Source organism: Bacillus sp. ISL-46 (assembly GCF_018613205.1).
The window spans coordinates 107,952-128,536 of the sequence record NZ_JAGGQR010000012.1; the positions used below are offsets into that span (position 1 = coordinate 107,952).

22 protein-coding genes are annotated in these 20,585 nt (G+C 38.6%); 7 read left to right on the forward strand and 15 right to left on the reverse strand.

The genetic code is table 11. The features are described 5' to 3' along the window. Positions 1 to 56: 56 nt before the first annotated feature. Together J7E67_RS06945 and J7E67_RS06950 are read left to right on the forward strand one after the other, a co-directional pair. Entirely contained in the window at positions 57 to 737 is a 681-nt protein-coding gene (locus tag J7E67_RS06945) for a zinc metallopeptidase (RefSeq protein ID WP_088088322.1), read from the forward strand. Between the two features lie 400 nt (positions 738 to 1,137). Then, entirely contained in the window at positions 1,138 to 1,917 is a 780-nt protein-coding gene (locus tag J7E67_RS06950; RefSeq protein WP_214713762.1) for a Cof-type HAD-IIB family hydrolase, read from the forward strand. Between the two features lie 569 nt (positions 1,918 to 2,486). On the opposite strand, the gene J7E67_RS06955 is transcribed toward J7E67_RS06950, so the two are convergent. The 4 genes from J7E67_RS06955 to J7E67_RS06970 form a co-directional block, all read right to left on the reverse strand. Further along, the gene (locus tag J7E67_RS06955; RefSeq protein WP_214713961.1) at positions 2,487 to 3,269 is read right to left on the reverse strand and encodes a putative protein N(5)-glutamine methyltransferase; all 783 of its coding nucleotides are present in this window, start codon (positions 3,267 to 3,269) and stop codon (positions 2,487 to 2,489) included. Positions 3,270 to 3,691: 422 nt separating this feature from the next. Then, positions 3,692 to 4,678, reverse strand: a complete 987-nt coding sequence (locus J7E67_RS06960) for an aldo/keto reductase (protein WP_214713760.1) — start codon at positions 4,676 to 4,678, stop codon at positions 3,692 to 3,694. Between the two features lie 290 nt (positions 4,679 to 4,968). Beyond that, entirely contained in the window at positions 4,969 to 6,096 is a 1,128-nt protein-coding gene (locus J7E67_RS06965; protein ID WP_308161361.1) for a cysteine desulfurase family protein, read from the reverse strand. A gap of 24 nt (positions 6,097 to 6,120) precedes the next feature. Then, positions 6,121 to 6,849 (reverse strand): gamma-glutamyl-gamma-aminobutyrate hydrolase family protein, encoded by a 729-nt coding sequence (locus tag J7E67_RS06970; RefSeq protein ID WP_214713758.1) that lies wholly within the window; start codon positions 6,847 to 6,849, stop codon positions 6,121 to 6,123. A 161-nt stretch (positions 6,850 to 7,010) separates the two neighbouring features. On the opposite strand from J7E67_RS06970, the gene J7E67_RS06975 reads away from it, so the two are divergent. Continuing rightward, complete coding sequence (locus J7E67_RS06975; protein ID WP_214713756.1) at positions 7,011 to 7,148, forward strand: hypothetical protein; 138 nt, start codon at positions 7,011 to 7,013, stop codon at positions 7,146 to 7,148. 257 nt (positions 7,149 to 7,405) lie between these two features. Further along, the gene (locus J7E67_RS06980; protein ID WP_251026611.1) at positions 7,406 to 8,326 is read left to right on the forward strand and encodes a DMT family transporter; all 921 of its coding nucleotides are present in this window, start codon (positions 7,406 to 7,408) and stop codon (positions 8,324 to 8,326) included. A 71-nt stretch (positions 8,327 to 8,397) separates the two neighbouring features. Here J7E67_RS06980 and J7E67_RS06985 read toward each other — a convergent pair whose 3' ends face one another. After that, positions 8,398 to 9,195 (reverse strand): MBL fold metallo-hydrolase, encoded by a 798-nt coding sequence (locus tag J7E67_RS06985; protein ID WP_214713754.1) that lies wholly within the window; start codon positions 9,193 to 9,195, stop codon positions 8,398 to 8,400. A gap of 177 nt (positions 9,196 to 9,372) precedes the next feature. Here J7E67_RS06985 and J7E67_RS06990 point away from each other — a divergent pair, with 177 nt between their 5' ends. Then, a complete protein-coding gene (locus tag J7E67_RS06990) occupies positions 9,373 to 9,609 on the forward strand; it encodes a hypothetical protein (RefSeq protein ID WP_168244628.1) in 237 nt (78 codons plus the stop codon). A 61-nt stretch (positions 9,610 to 9,670) separates the two neighbouring features. Here the strand turns inward: J7E67_RS06990 and J7E67_RS06995 are convergent, their stop codons facing one another. Then, positions 9,671 to 9,925, reverse strand: a complete 255-nt coding sequence (locus tag J7E67_RS06995) for a DUF1292 domain-containing protein (protein WP_214713752.1) — start codon at positions 9,923 to 9,925, stop codon at positions 9,671 to 9,673. A gap of 135 nt (positions 9,926 to 10,060) precedes the next feature. Between J7E67_RS06995 and J7E67_RS07000 the strand changes: the two genes are divergently transcribed. After that, positions 10,061 to 10,438 (forward strand): hypothetical protein, encoded by a 378-nt coding sequence (locus J7E67_RS07000; protein ID WP_214713750.1) that lies wholly within the window; start codon positions 10,061 to 10,063, stop codon positions 10,436 to 10,438. Between the two features lie 136 nt (positions 10,439 to 10,574). Here J7E67_RS07000 and J7E67_RS07005 read toward each other — a convergent pair whose 3' ends face one another. Continuing rightward, positions 10,575 to 11,078, reverse strand: coding sequence for a hypothetical protein (locus tag J7E67_RS07005; RefSeq protein ID WP_214713748.1), 504 nt, complete (start codon positions 11,076 to 11,078; stop codon positions 10,575 to 10,577). Between the two features lie 169 nt (positions 11,079 to 11,247). On the opposite strand from J7E67_RS07005, the gene J7E67_RS07010 reads away from it, so the two are divergent. Continuing rightward, complete coding sequence (locus J7E67_RS07010; protein ID WP_214731284.1) at positions 11,248 to 12,594, forward strand: MFS transporter; 1,347 nt, start codon at positions 11,248 to 11,250, stop codon at positions 12,592 to 12,594. Between the two features lie 108 nt (positions 12,595 to 12,702). On the opposite strand, the gene J7E67_RS07015 is transcribed toward J7E67_RS07010, so the two are convergent. The 8 genes from J7E67_RS07015 to J7E67_RS07050 all read right to left on the reverse strand — a co-directional run bounded on the left by J7E67_RS07015 (position 12,703) and on the right by J7E67_RS07050 (position 19,930). Next, positions 12,703 to 12,861: a hypothetical protein gene (locus J7E67_RS07015; RefSeq protein ID WP_214713744.1), complete on the reverse strand. Its 159-nt coding sequence runs from the start codon at positions 12,859 to 12,861 to the stop codon at positions 12,703 to 12,705. A gap of 77 nt (positions 12,862 to 12,938) precedes the next feature. Next, positions 12,939 to 13,193, reverse strand: a complete 255-nt coding sequence (locus tag J7E67_RS07020) for a biotin/lipoyl attachment domain-containing protein (RefSeq protein WP_214713742.1) — start codon at positions 13,191 to 13,193, stop codon at positions 12,939 to 12,941. Between the two features lie 47 nt (positions 13,194 to 13,240). Continuing rightward, positions 13,241 to 14,539, reverse strand: coding sequence for a Glu/Leu/Phe/Val family dehydrogenase (locus tag J7E67_RS07025; protein WP_214731285.1), 1,299 nt, complete (start codon positions 14,537 to 14,539; stop codon positions 13,241 to 13,243). A 129-nt stretch (positions 14,540 to 14,668) separates the two neighbouring features. After that, on the reverse strand, positions 14,669 to 15,190 hold the full coding sequence (locus tag J7E67_RS07030; protein ID WP_214731286.1) for an acyl-CoA thioesterase: 522 nt from the start codon (positions 15,188 to 15,190) through the stop codon (positions 14,669 to 14,671). Between the two features lie 209 nt (positions 15,191 to 15,399). Then, positions 15,400 to 16,314 carry a proline dehydrogenase family protein gene (locus J7E67_RS07035; protein ID WP_214713735.1) on the reverse strand — a complete coding sequence of 305 codons (915 nt, stop codon included), beginning with the start codon at positions 16,312 to 16,314 and terminating at the stop codon, positions 15,400 to 15,402. A 78-nt stretch (positions 16,315 to 16,392) separates the two neighbouring features. Next, positions 16,393 to 17,961, reverse strand: coding sequence for an L-glutamate gamma-semialdehyde dehydrogenase (pruA, locus tag J7E67_RS07040; RefSeq protein WP_214731287.1), 1,569 nt, complete (start codon positions 17,959 to 17,961; stop codon positions 16,393 to 16,395). A gap of 372 nt (positions 17,962 to 18,333) precedes the next feature. Then, on the reverse strand, positions 18,334 to 18,489 hold the full coding sequence (locus tag J7E67_RS07045) for a hypothetical protein (RefSeq protein ID WP_214731288.1): 156 nt from the start codon (positions 18,487 to 18,489) through the stop codon (positions 18,334 to 18,336). Between the two features lie 28 nt (positions 18,490 to 18,517). Then, the gene (locus J7E67_RS07050; RefSeq protein WP_214731289.1) at positions 18,518 to 19,930 is read right to left on the reverse strand and encodes an amino acid permease; all 1,413 of its coding nucleotides are present in this window, start codon (positions 19,928 to 19,930) and stop codon (positions 18,518 to 18,520) included. Between the last annotated feature and the right edge of the window lie 655 nt (positions 19,931 to 20,585).

Consider the following 20,585-nt stretch of genomic DNA (forward strand, 5'->3'; position numbering starts at 1 on the left):
CACTATAAAGTATAATAATGTATGTAAATTAGACATCTAAAGAAGGAGCATCTTTCATGGGTTTTATTGTTTATTTTGTTCTAATTATGATCATTCCACTATTAGTGCAAATGTACTTGAGAAATACCTATTCTAAATTTTTAAAAGTAGGAGCTTCCTCGGGTTTAACTGGAGCCCAGGCAGCTAGAAGAATCTTGGATCAAAATGGTTTGTATGATGTGTCGGTCGAACAAGTGTCTGGTCATTTATCCGATCACTATGATCCAAAAAGTAGAAGTGTTAGACTTTCCTCCACTAATTACAATGGTACTTCGATTGCATCGATTTCCGTTGCGATCCACGAGGTGGGTCATTGTTTACAGCAAAGGGACCGATATGTACCTTTACGCGTGAGACATGCATTAGTGCCTGTGGCTAATATCGGCTCTAATTTTTCATTTATCTTAATTTTAATAGGGTTACTTCTTTCTTCAGCCAACCTTTTATTACTAGGAATCATAGCAATGGCCGCGGCCGTGCTATTTCAGGTTGTTACATTACCGGTGGAATTCAATGCAAGTTCAAGAGCACTGAATGTAATGATTGGTTCTGGTTTGATTAGAAATGAAGAAGAGTATCGGGCGAGGAAAGTACTAAATGCTGCGGCATTAACATATGTGGCTGCGACTGTAGTAGCTGTAGCTGAATTACTTCGTTTTGTTCTAATGTTTACAGGAATGCGGAATGATGAGGACTAATAAGATAATTGATGTTGTGAATAGTCCTAGTAAATTTTAATCAAGCTTATAGTATCGCTTGTCCTATCTCTTGCATACTATATACTAAGACGATAGGAAGCACCTTTCGTCACCTTAGATTGACTATTTTTAGTCAGTCTTTTTTTAGGTCTACAACCCCAAAACAATAAATGATGTTTTTTCTAAGCCTAATAAGAGTTAGTTTACATAATATTATTACAGTAATAATGAATTGAATATTTCTAGCCAACACAATTTTCATATATATACCCATCTGATAATATTACCAATTGCATTTTAAAATGTATAAGCGTTGCTTTTTTAGGTTTTTTATTCAATATGTTATACTGTGCAGTATACCTGCGTAACAAAGAAAGATTGCATTGTAGGAGTGTGTTATATGAATTACAAGGTTGTCATCTTAGATATTGACGGAACGATCGTCCCGCATGGAAAAACGCTAAGTCCTGCCACAAAGGATGCGATTCAGCGGTTACGAGAGAAAAAAATAAACGTGGTTATAGCAACGGGGAGAGCTCCCTATTTTTCAGAGTCCATCCTTTCGGAAACTGGGGTCGACTCGATGGTCTTTTTTAATGGATCGTATGCCTATCATGAAGGAAAAGAAATATACAAGAATGCGATTGAAAAACATGTTTTAGAGAGAGTACATCTTTTGTCCAATGATTATCAACATCCACTGACTTTTTTGGGAGGTACGAGCTTTAAAGCTACCGATCTAAGCCATCCATTCGTCGTGGAAGCGTACCAACATGATCCGTGGAAGCCCGAACTTGCCCCGCCTCAATTTTGGACCGAACAGGATATTTATCAAATGTTCCTTCATTGTGACGTGGAGGAAGAGGCTTCTTATCAAACAAAGATTCCGGAATTAGATTTCAGAAGATGGAGTTCAGGAGCAAGAACCTGTGACGTGAATTTGTCCAATTCCAATAAAGCAGTTGGTTTGACTAAATTGTTGGAAAGGTTCGGCATTGCACCTGATGAAGCTGTTGCCTTTGGCGATGGTTTAAATGATATGGAAATGCTGTCATTGGTCGGAATGGGAGTAGCCATGGGAAATGCCCGCGATGAATTGAAACAAGTAGCCGATATGGTCACACTCTCCGCCGAAGAAGACGGAGTTCGCTACGGATTAAAGCGCCTCGGTTTAATTTAATCGTCGCGCCCTTTTATTTCCAAGTAGAGCTTAGAAGAAATACATACGGCTAATAGGGACCAAGGAGTGAAAAAATGAATTTGGCCATGAAGTGATCCCAGAAGAAAAAATTGAGTATTGTAGAGATTTATGTAATGAACTCATGACCTATCAAAAATCAAAAGCATACATAACACCGGAATTGTTTGACAGCATGAATTTTGACACACGAATGATTCCTTCTATAAAAAGCGCCTTACACAATTACATTGTGGTAGTGAAAGATGATGAGAAAATCGTCGGTTATGTCTATTCTGTTAGTCATGAGATTTTGGATGGTTTTATTACTGTTTTACGAAGTAAAGAATATAATGAAACTTCCCTATTTTGGAAGATTCTCTGTAACGTATTTTGCATCAAATTTTGTATTTAAAAAATGGCTCAGTTCACTGTTCTGAGCCATTCCTTATTTTAATCTTTTAAAGCTTAATGAACTAAAGCACTTGCACTCTTATGTTGAAGAAGGATTTTTCATTGTGTATCGTACCAAGCAATGATCATATTAGGTTAAGTCTAGTTGTCTATTTACTTTAGATGCCAGTTTTAGTACCGATGATTACCGTGGCGTCCAATTCATCATTTCTGGCTACTTTCGGGATAAGCCCCATACTAGAAAAAATTTCAAAGGTTTGGTATGCTTGCTGTTCGCTCGTTTCTAACAAAAGGTGCCCTCCCGGAGCTAACCAGAGAGGTGCCTCTTTCGCTACCATACGCTGTAGCTCAAGTCCGTCCTTCCCTCCGTCAAGGGCCAGTATTGGTTCATACAGGCGAGCCTCCCGGGGAAGCAGCTTGATCGCCTCGGTAGGTACGTAAGGAGCATTAGCAACTACGATGTTCACACGGCCTTGAAGGGACTGGGGTAGGGCTGTATACAAGTCCCCTTGAAAAACGTGGCCACCAAAAGCTGTTATGTTGCCTCCAGCACAGCTTACTGCAGCGGGGTCGAGGTCAACAGAGTACAAGGCTACCCGTCCTAAAGTTGCTGCAAGAGCTGCACCTACAGCTCCTGACCCGCAACACATATCAACAACGATATCCCCTAAACAAGTTAGGGTTTCTGCCTGACGGACAAGAAACTCTGTTCGTTTGCGAGGCACGAAGACCTCAGAGTCTATCTTTATCCTCAGACCACAGAACTCTGTGTACCCAATGACGTGTTCAAGAGGTATCCCCTCGGTTCGCATTTCGACCATTTTCATAAGGTCATCCAATGTCGGTGCTTCAGATATAAGTAGCAGTGCCTCTTCGTCTGCAAAAACACTACCAGAAGTCCGAAGCTTATGGATGATAATTTCTTCAGTTTGGTCATCCATATAAAATTTAATTTGCTTTACTATTGATACCACCCAATCTTTCCTTATAAGTTGGCTTTTATTTATTCCTTTAAATTCGCAAGAATCTGGAAAATCTGTCCTCTATGGTAGATAACCCACTCAGTTTCTGGTTCAAAATCTGGTAAAGGTAATACCAATAAATTTTTTCTCTTATCTTTTTTCTCCTCTCTTTTAATTCATATATTCTCTGTGAAAGTTAATGTTCCTTCTTAAACTAACGAACCAAAGCTTAAGTAAAAACTTTCACAATCTATTAATAAAAAATGACCATCAATTTAACTTACAATTTGATGGTCATTTTACATTACATTTTTAATGTTTTGCGAGAGTTAACTGAACCTGTTATGGATTTACACCTCTCTTTTCACCTATGCTGCTCCCAAATATCTACCTTCTTCTTATTACAAATTAACACCTTTCATGCCAGCTTCATGGTAACGTTCTCCAGCTGCAACACCCCGAGGAGCAACTTCGTTTATACGTGCTAAGTCAGTTTCTGTTAACGATACATCAAGAGCCCCGACATTTTCCTCTAAGTATTGGACCCTCTTCGTGCCTGGGATTGGAACAATGTCATTTCCTTGACCTAGCAGCCAGGCAAGGGCAAGCTGGGAAGGCAGGCAGGCTTTTTCCCGTGCTATTTCGATAATTTTATTGACCAGTTCCAAATTTTTCTGGAAGTTTTCTCCTTGGAATCGAGGAGAAAAGCGGCGATAATCATCGGCTGCTAAGTCTTCAAATTTCTGAATCTGCCCTGTTAGAAATCCTCTTCCTAATGGACTGTAAGGGACAAAACCGATTCCCAGTTCCCGGCAAGTGGGCAGAATATCATCTTCGACGTCACGGCTCCAAAGGGAATACTCGGTCTGAACAGCGGTAATCGGATGAATAGCAAAAGCACGTCTAATAGTTTGGGAGGCTGCTTCTGACATACCTAGAAAGCGCACTTTCCCTTCCCTAACTAAATCCGACATTGCGCCGATTGTTTCTTCAATTGGTGTGTTTGGGTCGACTCGATGTTGGTAGTATAGATCGATATGATCCACACCTAAGCGGCGAAGGCTAGCTTCACAGGCTTCTTTGACATATTCAGGGCGGCCATTTATTCCCAGAAAAGCTCCATCTTCAGATCTTACATTTCCAAATTTAGTGGCAACAACCACTTGATTCCGACGACCTTTAATTGCCCGTCCGAGTAATTCTTCATTTTTACCTACGCCATACATATCAGCTGTGTCGAGAAGCGTAATCCCCATTTCAATGGCACAATGGATTGTTTTAATAGACTCGTCGTCATCTCTCCCACTGTAAAAATCCGACATCCCCATACAGCCTAGTCCAAGCGCCGATACTTCCAGCCCAGTTTTACCTAATATTCTTTTTTGCATTCCAACACACCTTTCTCCATGTCGTTCCGTATTAAGAACATTATAATACGCTAATTACATTGAGTAAATGAGTTAAAGATACTAGTGAATATAGAAAAGGGGCTCTATTTTACCTATACCCGATAAACTAACTGACTTCGGTATGATAAAGCACCTATTTCTAACCCTAACCCAATAAATTATCTGACATCAGTAAGATAGAGCGATTCTTAATGCTTATGCAAAGATAGGAACCTTTAATCACAGAGAAAAAAGACTAACCGCGAATAGTTAGTCCCTGACCGAAGAAATTACAATATTCCTTTTAACGATTCCATTACTTGATCAATCTCATCTATCGTCGTAAACCTGCCTAAGCTAAAGCGGATCGCACCCATCCCCACCTCTTCAGGAACATCCATCTCTTTTAATACCGGTGATAATTCAATGCTGCCGGCATGACAGGCTGATCCAGTTGAAGCCGCTAAATATGGGATGGCTGACAACAAGTCTTGACCGATTTTTCTTACAAAACTTACATTTAAAGTATTGGGCAGACGTTCCTCAGGGTGTCCATTCAATACTACCTGGTCTCCAAACGCATCCTGTAATTGCTGCCAAAAATAGTCGGTCAAATCTTTTATGCTACGATTTCCTACCTGTTGTTTAGCAATTTCACTAGCCATTCCTAATCCCACTGCTAGTAAAGTATTTTCCGTGCCGGCACGCAGGCCAAACTCATGCCCAGCCCCATGTATGAGTGGTTCCAATTCGATTCCCTCTCGTATATAGAATGCTCCAATTCCTTTCGGAGCATAGAGTTTATGGCCGGCAATCGTGAGCATATCTACCTTCAAATCATCCACATTAACCGGGACTTTTCCAACCGATTGAGAAGCATCCGTATGAAAAGCTATCCCATACTCTTTAGCTATATCCCCGATCGCTTTGATTGGCTGTAAGGTACCTGTTTCATTATTGGAATGCATAATCGAAATCAGGATCGTTTCCTTAGTGATCGCCTTTTCTATTTCTTCTAGTGTAACTTTCCCAGTCCGATCCACGTCTACATATGTGACCTTTGCCCCAATTTGTTCGAGGAATTTGCATGGATTCATGATCGCAGGATGTTCAATTTTAGAAGTAATGATATGGTTCCCTTTATGCCGATTTTTAAAATAAAAACCTTTTAATGCAAGGTTATTGGCTTCGCTGCCCCCACTTGTGAAAATAAGCTCACTAGAGGAACAACCAATTAACTCAGCAACCTGTTTTCGGGCACTATGTAATAATTCTTTTACTGGTCTCCCCGCCCAATGTAAGGCGGATGGATTCCCATAAAAATCATCTAGCAACGGTTTCATGGACTCTACTACTTCAGGAGCCATAGGTGTGCTGGCATTGTAATCAAGATAAATTTTTTCCATCGATTGATTCATTCCCTTCCACTTCTAAACCGATGATTAAACCATGACCTTCGCACTGTTTTTAATAAATTCTAAGAACAAATTATTCATCTCAGCGTTTGTACTTGCCATGGATTCAGGATGCCACTGAACACCCACAGTAAATGTGGTTGGATGGCTATATTCTACTGCTTCAACGATTCCATCGGATGATTGTGCAACGATACGAAGATCGCTGGCTACCTCACCGATTGCTTGATGATGAAGACTATTCACTCGGATACGATCAGATCCTACTATTTCAAACAATCTACTATTTTTGGAGATGGTCACCCAATGGGTATCTTGACTTCTATCAATCTTCTGAGAGTGTTGGATTGGTTCAATGACTTGACTCGGGATATCCTGAATTAATGTTCCTCCCAAAGCGACATTCAAAATTTGCACACCTCTACAAATCGCAAGAAGGGGAATATCGTTCTCAAGCGCATATTTAACAATCGCTATCTCTGCCAAGTCCCGCTCTGGTGTAGTTGGACCTAAGTGGTGATGTGGATCCTGATTAAAAAGTTTAGGATCGACGTCCTCTCCCCCGCTTAGGATAATTCCATCACATAAACCAAGCGTTTCTAAAGAAATTTCGGGGTTAATATATGGAAGGATAATAGGAATCCCACCATTGGCGACAACACTTTTATGGTAATCATGGTGCACATAAACACCTTCCATATAGTCGTTATGTTTAACATAGGCACCCGTTATGCCGATAATTGGTTTTCTGTTCATCTTTCTTCCCCCTATGACTTTGACACTAATATTGCTATCTTAACACAATAACTTTTCAATACAGCAGTGAAAAAATTTACATAATCTTAAAATGAACTTCATATATTAATCTGTATTGCAAATATACAATAATATTAACATGATCAAAGGATGGAGATACTATGGAGCATGTTCTTTACAATGGAAAGAAATATATTATCCTTTACACGTACGATACTGGATACTGCGAGATTAAAGAAATAGAAAGTGTTCATAATGTACAATTGGTTCATTTATCAGAATTAAAAAATCTAACTTAAAAGATAAAGCTGGAAAAGGAAAAACTCCTTAACCAGCTTTTTTAATGCGTAGATGTGTTAAACTAGGCTGTTGATTTCCGCTCCAATCAACTTGGCTATAAAATCAACAATGACCTTAAACACAGCCTAATGCTTAAAAAGTTGTATGATTTTTTTAATTGATTAAATTATTTAAATATTTTATTAAAAATTATTTCGAAATCCGAAAAAGATGTTAAAATCTATTTATTAAATTGAAATAGATTGTAGGGGATTGGATGAATAAGAATAAAAAGCTATGGCTTATTTATGGGATGTTATTTTTTGCCACGGCTACATGGGGAAGTGCGTTTCTTGCTGGTAAAGTCGCCGTAAAAGACTTTGAACCAGCAACCGTTGCTTTTTTACGTTTTTTGGGGGCTGCTATTCTATTGTTTCCGCTTATGTGGTTGATGGAAAAAAATCGAAAGAGGCCAACTCTCAAAGATTATGGATTATTTGCCGTACTTGGATTAACAGGCATTGCAATTTATAATATTTGTTTTTTTATAGCTACCAAACATGCACCGGTTATTAAGAGTTCCTTATTTATTGCCTCAAACCCAGTACTGATCGTCCTTTTATCAGGATTATTTTTAAAAGAAACAATCACCAAAAACCATGTGATTGGAATGGTGATTGCCCTTACTGGGGTTACCTTCATTATTACCGATGGTCACCTACTCTCACTGTTCCAATACGGTTTTGAGACGATCGACTTTGTTTTACTAGGTGCGGTAATAAGCTGGGCATTGTACAGTGTGGTTGGTAAAGTCGTTTTAAAAAAATTCAGCGCAGTGGAATCCACTACTTATGCTGTTGCTTTTGGTACCATATTTTTATTTCCGTTCGCATATGCGGAAACATCCTGGCACGAAGTACAAAACGCTAGTGTTTCAACCTGGATCGCCATTTCGCATATGAGCATATTTGTAACAGTTGTTTCATTTATCATGTACTATTACGGCATAAAAGAGGTTGGTGCTGCAAAGGCTTCTATCTTTATTAATGTGATGCCGTTATCAGCTGTCTTGATGGCTACCTTCTTTTTAGGTGAGACCTTTACATTGGCTCAAGGAATAGGTGCCGCCTTTGTTTTAACTGGGGTATATATTGGAACCAACACGAAACTATTTAGAAGAAAATTACAAGCAGCATGACTTAAAGGTCAAAACGGCAGTGATTTAGCTAATCACCGCCGTTTTCTTTTTATTTTTATTAATTTCACACCTTAAAAAGATGAAACAATGGAAGAGACGATATGCCGAGAATCCCATTGTCCTTCGGAAAAAGAAATGATTGGATATTTTTTCGGGAAAAGCATTTGAGTAATTTCATCAATCGAGCGACCTTGCTTGTGGAAATTTCCCACTTCACCGGAAAGATTCTCAAGATAATCTAATTTTTGCTTCATCATACTTTTTCCATCCTTAATATAACCAGCATGACAGCAAAACAGGGCTTGAAAGTCAAAGCTGAGCAGCCTGCGAATCGAATCGATAATAACCGGAATGGATTCGCTGTCCATAATGACCTTCGTTTTCGGTGTTACGAATAAATCACCTGAAAATAATCGGCCAGATTCTTCATGAAAAAAAGAGACATGGTCATCGGCATGTCCTGGCGTATAGATGACTTTCCATTCTTGACTACGAGATTGAATCACGTCCTCAAGCGGCAAGGGTTGAAACGGCGTCCGCTTTCCCCAGGTAAGCTTGCGGTACTTAGGATAGGGATAAGGCTCATTACAGATACTAATACCTTTTGGATGTAAATAGATTGGAATTTTTTTTTGCTTCTGAATCCATGGGGCTAAACCAGAATGGTCTTCATGACTATGTGTCAATGTTACTATCTCAAAGTTAAGATTCTCATAAATAGGGATAAGCTCTGTTTCAAGACACTGGGGCCCTGTATCAATTAGCATTCCGTCTACCAAAAAAGAATAAACCGTGCCTAATTTGAGTCCCGACTGTTGAACATTTCCTTCTATACAAAATACGTCCTCATTCGTTAATACGTTTAACATTATCGATTATGCACACCTTTCTTTTTCGAATTTTCAAAATACTCTATTTAACTGTATCGAAAAATGAATGAATAATCAATCATGTTATCCTGATGAAATTTAAACCTACTTATCAAAAGATAAATGCATATTTCTCTACTTTTTTTCAAATTATATGAAAAAAAGGTGGTTATATAAATGAGTAATTGGCATCTCATTTTGTCTGGTATTGCATTGTTAGTATTGATTGGCGGTTTAATTTTTACGTTAGGGACTGGAAGAATGGTCAGTACTAGATCAGGTGAATTTGATACGCAAATCAATGAAAAAACTCAAAGACATCCTTATTTACTGAATCCAGTGTTTCTTGTTTGGATTATCGCCATTGCAGCTATCATTATTTATATCATCTATCTTGGCTTTAATTACTATTGATAAAAAACGCAGCGAAAAAACCCCGCTATTATCCGGTGGTACCTTTCGCTGCGTTATATTTTTATTCTGCCGGAGCATGTTCCACGGCGATTTGGTATGCAGCCAATATCGCTTCACTTTCGGAAGGGTCATTTATACCTACTAAGTCTTGGTTACCTTCCTCACCCTCAATCTTCATTACGATGGTTTCATCCTCTGCATTTAGTAGCGCATAGGACTCGTCCTCCATATCAAACAAGGCTTCAACAGCAAATTCTTTAAGATTCCCGTGGCCATCTTCAATTGTTATATAATCACGTGGTTCATCATGCTTCATCGTCTCTCACCTCAACAAAAGTACTCAGAAATATTGTTCCCTCTACCATCAAAAAGTTCAGTGGAAAAATATTGTTACTACTCAATACGAAATTGGGGAAATTAATATAACAAACTGTAAAAAGGGGGGACTATTATGACAGAAAAAATTATTGAGGTAGTCACACCGCAGATGCAACAAGAAATTGAGCATGTGATAAATGGCATGACTTTTACCAAAAATTTTCGCTCAGCCACAGCTGAAGAGTGGTATGTTTTTTTGCCTGGCTATCAAGATCCTCGAACAGGTGGAGCTGCTGGGAAAGCCATTGTTCATTATGATCTTTACGGAAATCGAGACATTTTTATAAATACCACATTGATTATAGACGATCCTGCTCTATTTCAACCAGATGTCCACCCTCTTGTCTATGCGGTCGCAGACGAGGTGGTAAATAGACTCGTTGGCTACGCTGATACCTTGCTGTCTGTTCATGCCGGCGAAAATTCTTATGATGCAGAGTATATAAAATAAACCAATAGGATTTCCTCATTTCGTTATCAATAAAAATAGTAACTCCAACTTTCCATGAACTTATTGATTGGGTGATGTGTCATTGAATATTAGTTTTGTGAGTTGAAAGGTTAAGTTATAGTGGTTGTTAGCGGGTTTACCAAGAACATTGGTACAACAAATAGTGGGTTTCAAAATTGAAGTGTTTAATGAGGGCTGCTAATAAGGCTTGGGTCTCTTCAATTTCCCTGTAATAATAGGAATCATAAGAGAGGTTACCAAAAAAACAACCAGGTCTTGTTGGTAAAATATTATAAGGAGGTTCCTTTTCCTTTAGAACTTGAAGACATAAGTTATTTAGGTCCAGCAAATTTTCCTTTGTGACTTCTTGTGTGAAAAGAGGGTCATCTTCCCCGTTATGGAGCGTTTCGACAAACCAATTGTGAATTTGATTGGCCTTTCGCCAGTACGCAACTTCTTCATAAATACTCGACCATGAGGAATCATATTCCTTAAAATGCTTAATATGCGGCTTTAGCCTTTCATAGATTTCATCCTGATCTGCTTTATGCTTACTCATTTGTGCACTTGCTAAAACGATTTCATCATAATCCATTCCAGTGATCTTAGGTAAAGAAAATAAATACATATCCAGTCCCATTTTCTAACTCCTTTTTCTAATTTATTAGCTGTAAACATATAGTAATACAACCACTATTATCCTATCATAAAAAATCTCCATAACAGCCCACTTTATATGAACAAATATTGAATTTTTCGACATTTTTCTATATAAACTGCTATTATTTATTGTTAAAATAAAAATCAAAATGAAGAAGGGTTTTCCTTCAGAAAGAGGTTTTAAAGTGTCACATAACCCAGTTAATTCAAAACCAGATTGGTTGAAGAGTTACATAGATTCACCAGAAAAGCAGGAAAAGTTATATCGACGGACATTACTGATTGTTGTCATGTCACAAATTTTTGGAGGGGCAGGACTTGCTGCAGGAATAACTGTAGGAGCACTTCTTGCCCAAGATATGTTAGGGACGGATAGTTATGCAGGGATTCCAGCAGCGTTATTAACGTTGGGTTCTGCTGGGGCAGCTCTGCTTATCGGTCGAGTCTCGCAACGATTTGGACGCCGAATAGGACTTGCGGGCGGGTTCTTGACCGGCGGTATAGGTGCGATTGGAGTAATCGTTTCAGCCATCACAAGTAATATCTTTCTCCTTTTTGCCTCGCTCCTGGTCTATGGTGCAGGCTCAGCTTCAAACTTACAAGCACGCTATGCCGGAACCGACTTAGCAAAACCTGCACAGCGAGCAACATCCGTCAGCATTGCCATGGTATCAACCACATTCGGAGCTGTAGCGGGACCGAACTTGGTCGATGTAATGGGTCAATTTGCCACATCAATCGGTGTCCCTGCTCTAGCCGGTCCATTCATTCTTGGCGCGACTGCCTTTATCCTTGCTGGTTTAATCCTTTTAGCTTTCTTGCGCCCAGATCCTCTGATTGTTGCAGAAGCCATTGCAGTTGGTCAGCGAACCAGTAGTAGTAACCCTTTAGAGAAGCAATCTAGCAATCTAGCAAACAATAAACGAGGAATCGTTGTGGCAGCGACAATTATGGTTTTAACTCAGATTGTCATGACATCCATAATGACAATGACACCTGTATACATGAAACATCATGGGCATGGTCTGAGAGAAGTCGGAATGGTAATCGGCTTCCATATAGGTGCCATGTACCTTCCCTCTCTCATAACAGGTATTCTCGTAGATAAGTTAGGCCGAACTAAAATGGCCATCGCATCTGGTGCCACTCTGCTTGCTGCAGGCATTCTTGCTGGCAGTGCCCCTGCTGATTCCTCGTTGGTTCTTATCATCGCACTAGTTTTGCTCGGGCTTGGCTGGAACTTTGGGTTAATTAGCGGCACGGCACTGATCGTTGATTCAACATCCCCCTCCACCCGGGCTAAAACGCAGGGAACTGTAGATGTTTTGATCGCTTTGGCTGGGGCATCCGGGGGAGCGCTTTCCGGAATGGTGGTCGCACAAACTAGCTACGCTGGACTTTCAATTGCTGGAGGGATCCTTTCCCTACTTCTAATCCCTGTTGTGATCTGGTCTCGTAGCAATCAAACCATGAACTACAACCACTATAGGTACTAGTCGGATTTAAAAAAGATGATCCCTGTTCAATAACAGAGATCACCTTCTTAAGGCAGCGTAGCCTCTTTTTTTAAAATGTCCTTTACAAGGGTACAGATTAAATTTTGCCTACCCTTTTTTTAAATTTTCATGTTCGAGTTCCGAGAAATGCACTAATTTTACGTTGTCTATAGCCGTGTCCCTTCCCATAATCTCACAATACCCTGAATCATACTGGTAAAACAGTGTGTATTCTTTTCCAAGATAAATGACAGTTTTTTCTCTCAAACTATTAACCCCTTTGTATCTTATTTACAACTGATGGTACTATATGTTTTGAGAACAGGAGCTGCTAAATTCTATTATCATTCACTTCCTGTGATTAATAGATCATCTTTTACCTTTACTAACAAAGTATCATTGGTAATACTTTGCTTTTCTATTACTTCTAGTGAAACTATATGACCACTTACACCAGCCCTTACCTCAACTTTATGGTTATCGGGTGTATGAATTAACATCAACTTTTCCCACTCATACACATAAGAATTTTGGCTAACAAATAGGGTCTCGATTTTTCCGCAACAAGGACTATAGATAGGTTCTATAACTTCTTTCAATTTTTAATCCTCTCTTTCACACATATAATTTAAATAAAATTAAAAACTTATAACCAGCCACGAAAACGAGATGCTTCTGCCATCCTTCTTATTCCAACCATATATGCAGCCAAACGCATATCTACTTGGTATCTTTGTGCTGTAGAGAAAACACTTTCAAAAGACTCAACTATTTTATGGTGTAACCTATGGGATACTTCTTCTTCTGTCCAATAAAAACCTTGGTTATTTTGTACCCACTCAAAATATGAAACGGTTACGCCACCTGAACTAGCAAGTACGTCCGGTACAAGTAATATGTTACGCTCTGCTAGTATTTTAGTCGCTTCAAGCGTTGTTGGCCCGTTTGCAGCTTCGACAACAATTTTAGCTTGAATATTACGTGCATTTTCACTTGTAATTTGATTGGAAATGGCAGCCGGAACAAGAATTTCACATTCTTTTTCAAGTAATTCCTGATTTGTAATGACGTTTGTGAATAAATTAGTTATGGTGCCAAAGCTATCGCGTCGATCAAGCAAATAATTAATATCAAGCCCATCCGGGTTTAACAGCGCCCCATATGCATCAGAAATACCAATTACTTTTGCCCCTGCCTCTTGCATAAATTTTGCAAGGTAACTTCCTGCATTTCCAAATCCTTGGATAATCACGCGCGCACCCTTTAATGGAATCTCTTTTCTTTTTGCTGCCTCTTCGATACAAATGCTGACTCCTGTAGCTGTAGCTGTTTCACGCCCTTGCGAACCACCAAGTACAATCGGCTTTCCAGTAATAAATCCTGGTGAATCAAATTCTTGGATACGGCTATACTCATCCATCATCCAGGCCATAATTTGCGGATTAGTAAATACATCTGGTGCGGGAATATCTTTCGTTGGTCCAACAATTTGACTAACGGCACGTACATATCCCCTGCTTAGACGTTCTAACTCTCGAAGAGACATGCTACGAGGATCGCATATAATTCCGCCTTTTCCCCCACCATAAGGAAGATTAAAAATTCCGCATTTTAAACTCATCCACATGGACAAAGCTTTTACTTCGTCCTCACTGACTTCTGGATGAAAACGTATTCCCCCTTTTGTAGGACCAACTGCGTCATTATGTTGAGAACGGTAGCCAGTAAAAATTTTAATGGAACCATCATCCATTCGAACTGGAATACGTACAGTTAGGATTCTAAGTGGTTCTTTCAACAACTCATACATATCATCGCTATATCCTAACTTTTGAATCGCCTCTTTTATGATAGACTGAGTTGAAATTAATAAATCTAACGTTTCACTTTTCTGATGGTCTGGCTTTTTAACTTGGTCACTATTAGCAAGAGCGGTCGCTTTCATTCTCTACACCTCTTATATTATGAGTTGTCTGCTTTAGAAACATTGTGTGAAGACGATCTATGTTTTTATGTTTTTATGTTTTTATGTTTTTATGTTTCTTGTTCTTATCCCTAAAAGGTAGTTATCCTTTCAATAATATAGGTTCAAAGGATGATGTAACTTTAAAAACAAGGCCAACTTTTTGCTCTGTTGTTTCCTTTCTTTACGAATTCTCACTCTTTCCGGTGCGGTTTCATGTAGTTTTCTCTCTTCTTCCGTCTCCGGAATGACTTGTGGAACTTCTGTTGGACGTTTATGTTGATCCAGTGCGACAAATGTTAATAGTGCAGTTGCTGCTATTCTCCGATCACCGCTTTTTAAGTCTTCGGCAATGATTTTCACAAAAACCTCCATGGACGTTGTGCCTGTCCAAGTCACATATGATTCAAAACAGACCGAATCTGTAGTATTAATAGGATTTAGGAAGTCAACTGAATCTGTTGAAACGGTTACACATTCCTTACGGCTATGACGTGCTGCAGAAACAGATGCAACCTGGTCCAAATCACTCATTAATCGCCCGCCAAATAACGTATTGTGATTGTTTACGTCGTTTGGAAATACTCGGCTCGTCCGTATAACCCGTGATTCTCTACAATATTTTGCTTCCATACGCCCTTCCTCCCCAAAAACTCTAGACCCACAAACTATCAAGTTACCCTCTTATTAAATGTCAACAATCCAATAAAATAAAAGAGAAAAACAATATAGAATAAACAATGTCTTTTTCTCTTCATCTTCGATACCTAATTATGTTGTCTAGCAACAGGTTAACTTTACTAATGATAGTTTATAGGCCCACCTTCCTGTACGTTCCACAATTACTTGGAGAAGAGTCCCTTAAGAGCAAAGGTTACATTTTGTGGTCTTTCTGCTAAACGGCGCATAAAATACCCAAACCAATCATTGCCGAAAGGTATGTAAACACGCATTTTATATCCTTCTTTAACCAAACTTAGCTGCATATCTGTTCTAAATCCATATAACATCTGAAATTCAAATTGATCACGTGGAATATTATGTTTTTGAGCAAATTCTTTTACTTTGGCAATAATATGATGATCATGGGAAGCAATCGCTGCATAACTTCCGCTTAGCAAATGCTCTTCAATGATTCTCATATAATTTTGATCTACCTCTTCTTTTTCTTGATAAGCGACTTCTGGAGATTCCTTGTAAGCTCCTTTGACTAATCGCAGAGGAATTCCTTTTAATTCTTTCACATCTTGTTCAGCACGGTACAAGTAGGCTTGAATCACGGTTCCTACATTATCATAGGTTTGGCGCAGTTCTCTCAGGATATCTAAAGTGATTTGACAATGTGCGTGATCTTCCATATCGATTCGGACAAAATTATTGTGTTTTTTGGCTGTCTCAAGAATACGGCGCATGTTACTAACGCAAAAATCCCGATCAATATCCAACCCCAACTGGGTCATTTTCACAGATAAATTACTAGTTACTCCAGCTTTGGCGATGGCTTCTAACGTATTTACGTTATATTCTGTTGCTTCTAACGCTTCTTCTCTACTTGAAACGAATTCTCCTAAATGATCCATTGTACAAATCAAGCCTTTTTTATTTAATTCCTGGGCTTTTTTAACGGCACTCTCGATTGTGTCTCCCGCCACAACTTGAGAAGCGCCAAACCGAAGACCCCATTTTTTCGCTGCCTGATTTAAAGCTTTACTTTGGGAAGCGTGAAGAAAAACATTTTTTGATACCTCTGCCAACATTTATATCCCCCCAGATATGTTCCTCTTTTTGAATGATATATTTTATAGCGGGCAACCAAAAAGTTGCCCAACCTATTCTTAAAGTGTTTCGCTAGTTGTTTTCGCTTGCATGTGCAAAATAAGGTAATCGGGGCCTCCTGCCTTGGAGTCCGTTCCCGACATATTAAACCCACCAAACGGATGATATCCAACGATTGCTCCTGTACAACCACGATTGAAATAAAGGTTCCCTACATGAAATTCTTCTTTTGCACGCTTAATGTGATCAGGATTGTTAGAAAGTAACGCACCCGTTAATCCGTAGTCTGTGTTGTTCGCTATTTCCATCATATGATTGAAATCACGTGCTTTACAGAAAGCTACAACAGGTCCAAAAATTTCTTCCTGCATGAGACGTGCTTTTTCATCTACATCAGCAATAATAGTTGGTTGAATAAAGAATCCTTTGGAATCGTCCCCTTCTCCACCTGCCACCAACCGGCCTTCTTCTTTTCCAATTTCGATATATTTTGTAATTTTGTTATAAGAAGCTTGATCAATAACCGGTCCCATATAGTTATTTACATCTTCTGGATTCCCCAACGTTAACGTCTTTGTTAAGGTTATTGCTTTTTCAAGTACTTCCTCATACACATCTTGATGTATTACTGCGCGAGAACCAGCAGAACATTTTTGCCCTGAGAATCCAAATCCAGAATAAACGATAGAATACGCTGCTAAGTCTAAATCTGCATCTTTATCTACAACGACCGTGTCTTTTCCACCCATTTCAGCAATGACACGCTTTAACCAAATTTGTCCTGGTTGTACCTTTGCGGCACGCTCATAAATACGGCAGCCAATTTCACGAGAACCAGTAAAAGAGACAAAGCGAGTTTTTGGATGATCAACAAGATAATCGCCTACTTCTGCGCCACTTCCTGGAATGTAGTTAAGCACACCTTGTGGAAGACCTGCTTCTTTCATCACTTCAACGAATTTCGCTGCCACTACCGGCGTATTATTTGCTGGTTTTAAAAGAATGGTATTTCCAGCTACAATAGCTGCAGCTGCCGTTCCTGCCATAATGGCTAATGGGAAGTTAAATGGAGAAATAATGATACCTACACCAAGTGGAATATAATTAAATTTGTTTACTTCTCCTTCACGACTTTGTACAGGTACCCCGTCTTTTAATTGCATCATTTGACGAGCATAAAACTCTAGAAAATCAATTGCTTCTGCTGTATCTGCATCAGCTTCTTTCCATGGCTTTCCAGCCTCTTTAACCAGATAACCTGAGAACTCATGTTTGCGACGACGAATAATATCCGCTGCACGGAATAAAATGTTCGCTCGTACTTCTGGATCTTCCTTTTTCCATGTATTGAAGGTGGATAGTGCTGCTTGCATCGCTTTTTCAGCTAATTCTTTATTAGCTTTGGAAACTCGGCCAATGACTTCTTCCTTATTCGCTGGATTAATAGATACTATTTGTTCATCCGTTGTGATAAATTCTTCTCCAATGACAAGTGGATACTCTTTCCCTAGCTCTGAATGTACATTTTCTAACGCTTTTTCAAATTCTCTTTTATTTTCTTCAAGTGCAAAATCGGTAAATGGTTCATGTTTATATGGTTTAAAAGTGTTTTTATATTCTGTTATCATGATTTTCTCTCCCTTTTGAATAATAGTAATTTTTTAACTTTTTCTATTTTTCCATAAAAAGTTTGTGTTGCTGCAATATCGCCACCTTTACTATTGTCGGAAAATTTAAAATCTATGCAATGTTTCGATTTGTGTATAAATGCATTATAAATAATTTGAACAATTTTGTACACCTTTTTTAAAAAAATGTTCAAATTTTTATTCATTAAACATAATTGTTTAATGAATAAATTCAAAATGAACAATTATGTTTAATTGAAGAAGAATCTTTTTCAAAAATAAAACGTTGGAAATACCAGATGCACACAAAAAACCCTCCAATTTACGAAATTGGAAGGTTTTTTGCAAACAGTAAATTTTGATACAGATTCTTTAAACCGCAGCTAAACAGGAATCACTAAAATAAACAACCTCCGAAAGAATTTTGCAGCCTTGGATTTTTTCGAACGCTTCTAGTGCTTCTTTTTTCGTGTCAAATTCAAACATTGTAATATTGTTCGAATTTAGATAGACAGTGATTACCCACATAAAAATACCTCCGAATAAAATATAATTTTTAAACCTTAGCTTTATAACGAAGAGACATTTGCTCCTTTTTCTCCGTTAATAAACCAGTTGATCTTTTATTCTTTGTAAAAAAGAAAGAACCGACAACAAATATAACGATAAGCAGTGTTAAGAAGAATTGTGAACGAAGTGAATCTATAAACGGCATCGCTGCAAAAACGCCAGCGATTGTGATGATCGTTGCATATGTCAAGTAAGGAAATAACCACATTCTTATTTTCAGTGCTTCAGGGTTTTCTTTTTCATATTTTCTTCTCATACGCAGTTGAGAGAAGGCAATCACCAGATAAACAAGAAGCGCTACCCCTCCAGAAGCATTCACTAAAAAGAGAAATATTTTATCAGGAGATAGGTAATTGAATCCCACACTAATGTAGGAAATAACGGTACACCCCAGTATAGCCTGAACTGGCAATCCCTTCTTATCGACTTTTAAAAACACACGGGGAGCATCACCATTTTGTGCCAGTGCAAACAACATACGGGAACTGGTGTAAAGACCAGAATTTAAGCAAGAAAGCACGGCTGTCAGAACAATAAAATTCATTATATGAGCCGCAGCTGGTATGTTCACCATCTCAAGTACGGAAACAAAGGGATTTTTCAGCAGAGTGTGAGAATCCCAAGGGAGAATAGTAACCAGCACTAAAATTGAACCTAGATAAAAAATGATGATTCGATAAATAACGCTGTTTGTCGCAACAGTAATGGCTTTTTCCGGATGCGGTGTTTCTGCTGCTGCAGTTGCTACAATTTCACTCCCCATAAAAGAGAACATAACGAGAGTGACTCCCAAAAATATGGAATGGATTCCATTAGGGATAAATCCTCCTCTATGTATAAGATTAGAAGTCCCAGGTGATTCGATACCGGGTACGAAGCCGAATATAATAGCTCCTCCAAGAATCAAAAATAGGCCAATACTTACTACTTTGATAAGAGAAAGCCAATACTCGAACTCGCCGAACGATTTAACGGAGTATAGGTTAGTCAGAGTCAATAATAAGGTTAGGGCAAGGCTTACTAACCAAGAAGGCAAAGAGGGAAACCAGTATTGAATAATGTTCGCTCCAGCGATTGCTTCAACGGCAATGACAATGACCCAGAAAAACCAGTATAGCCAGCCGATTGTATAGCCAGCCCACGGGCCCAGCGCTTCCCGGGCATACGTGGAAAAAGAACCGCTGGATGGGTTAACCATTGACATTTCCCCCAGCATACGCATGACCAAAACCACAAGCAGTCCCGCCATCGCATAGACGAAGATAGAAGCTGGCCCTGCCATATTAATGAGGGATCCACTCCCAACAAATAACCCAGCCCCAATGATTCCTCCCAAAGAAATCATGGTAATATGACGGACTTTTAACCCTTTATTTAACTCCGTTTGTTGATGATTCATATTTTACCCCTCCTCTAAATATCAAAAATAACCAAAGTAATTTAATTTCCTGAGTATAGGAAAAACAACCCGTGAAAACCCTTTCAATCTTAAACAACACATTCAAAAAGCTATTAACTTCCTTTTGCCTGATTCACTTATTAAATAAAGCGATCGAAAATCCCAAGTTTAGGAATACCTGATTCATTATTTCCTATATTCCTCAAATGCATAATATTTCGACAATTAACTATGAACACATTGTAAACACCTGTGTTCATAGTCGTCAATTATTTGTTTAACGTTATACACTTTTGTTTATTTTTATTAAGGTTTATACTGAGTGTTGTTTTTTAAAAAAACTATGTTTATATATTTTTTAACATAAAATAACAGGCATAAAACAGAAAATTCAAAGATCAACTATTTCCACATAAATCACAGTTAGTAATGAGGACGCTTAAACTTTCTAGTAAGAACATTCGTTTCGAACCTAAACTTCGAACTTAAGCTTATAGATTTAACCTCAATCTTGATATCAATTTGGCTTTTCTAGATATAAATCTTCCTGGAAAATCAGGGCTTGAATTTGGGAAGAATTAAGAAAAGTCAATAAAGATGTGGATATATCAAAAAAAGAACCCCCTACAATTGTTGGAGGCCACTGAAAAAGTAC

Coding starts and splice junctions, on each gene's coding strand:
- J7E67_RS06945 (WP_088088322.1), top strand. CDS start 57: ATGGGTTTTATTGTTTATTTTGTTCTAATTATGATCATTCCACTATTA.
- J7E67_RS06950 (WP_214713762.1), top strand. CDS start 1,138: ATGAATTACAAGGTTGTCATCTTAGATATTGACGGAACGATCGTCCCG.
- J7E67_RS06955 (WP_214713961.1), bottom strand. CDS start 3,269: ATGGATGACCAAACTGAAGAAATTATCATCCATAAGCTTCGGACTTCT.
- J7E67_RS06960 (WP_214713760.1), bottom strand. CDS start 4,678: ATGCAAAAAAGAATATTAGGTAAAACTGGGCTGGAAGTATCGGCGCTT.
- J7E67_RS06965 (WP_308161361.1), bottom strand. CDS start 6,096: ATGAATCAATCGATGGAAAAAATTTATCTTGATTACAATGCCAGCACA.
- J7E67_RS06970 (WP_214713758.1), bottom strand. CDS start 6,849: ATGAACAGAAAACCAATTATCGGCATAACGGGTGCCTATGTTAAACAT.
- J7E67_RS06975 (WP_214713756.1), top strand. CDS start 7,011: ATGGAGCATGTTCTTTACAATGGAAAGAAATATATTATCCTTTACACG.
- J7E67_RS06980 (WP_251026611.1), top strand. CDS start 7,406: ATGAATAAGAATAAAAAGCTATGGCTTATTTATGGGATGTTATTTTTT.
- J7E67_RS06985 (WP_214713754.1), bottom strand. CDS start 9,195: ATGTTAAACGTATTAACGAATGAGGACGTATTTTGTATAGAAGGAAAT.
- J7E67_RS06990 (WP_168244628.1), top strand. CDS start 9,373: ATGAGTAATTGGCATCTCATTTTGTCTGGTATTGCATTGTTAGTATTG.
- J7E67_RS06995 (WP_214713752.1), bottom strand. CDS start 9,925: ATGAAGCATGATGAACCACGTGATTATATAACAATTGAAGATGGCCAC.
- J7E67_RS07000 (WP_214713750.1), top strand. CDS start 10,061: ATGACAGAAAAAATTATTGAGGTAGTCACACCGCAGATGCAACAAGAA.
- J7E67_RS07005 (WP_214713748.1), bottom strand. CDS start 11,078: ATGGGACTGGATATGTATTTATTTTCTTTACCTAAGATCACTGGAATG.
- J7E67_RS07010 (WP_214731284.1), top strand. CDS start 11,248: ATGAAGAAGGGTTTTCCTTCAGAAAGAGGTTTTAAAGTGTCACATAAC.
- J7E67_RS07025 (WP_214731285.1), bottom strand. CDS start 14,539: ATGAAAGCGACCGCTCTTGCTAATAGTGACCAAGTTAAAAAGCCAGAC.
- J7E67_RS07030 (WP_214731286.1), bottom strand. CDS start 15,190: ATGGAAGCAAAATATTGTAGAGAATCACGGGTTATACGGACGAGCCGA.
- J7E67_RS07035 (WP_214713735.1), bottom strand. CDS start 16,314: ATGTTGGCAGAGGTATCAAAAAATGTTTTTCTTCACGCTTCCCAAAGT.
- pruA (WP_214731287.1), bottom strand. CDS start 17,961: ATGATAACAGAATATAAAAACACTTTTAAACCATATAAACATGAACCA.
- J7E67_RS07045 (WP_214731288.1), bottom strand. CDS start 18,489: ATGTGGGTAATCACTGTCTATCTAAATTCGAACAATATTACAATGTTT.
- J7E67_RS07050 (WP_214731289.1), bottom strand. CDS start 19,930: ATGAATCATCAACAAACGGAGTTAAATAAAGGGTTAAAAGTCCGTCAT.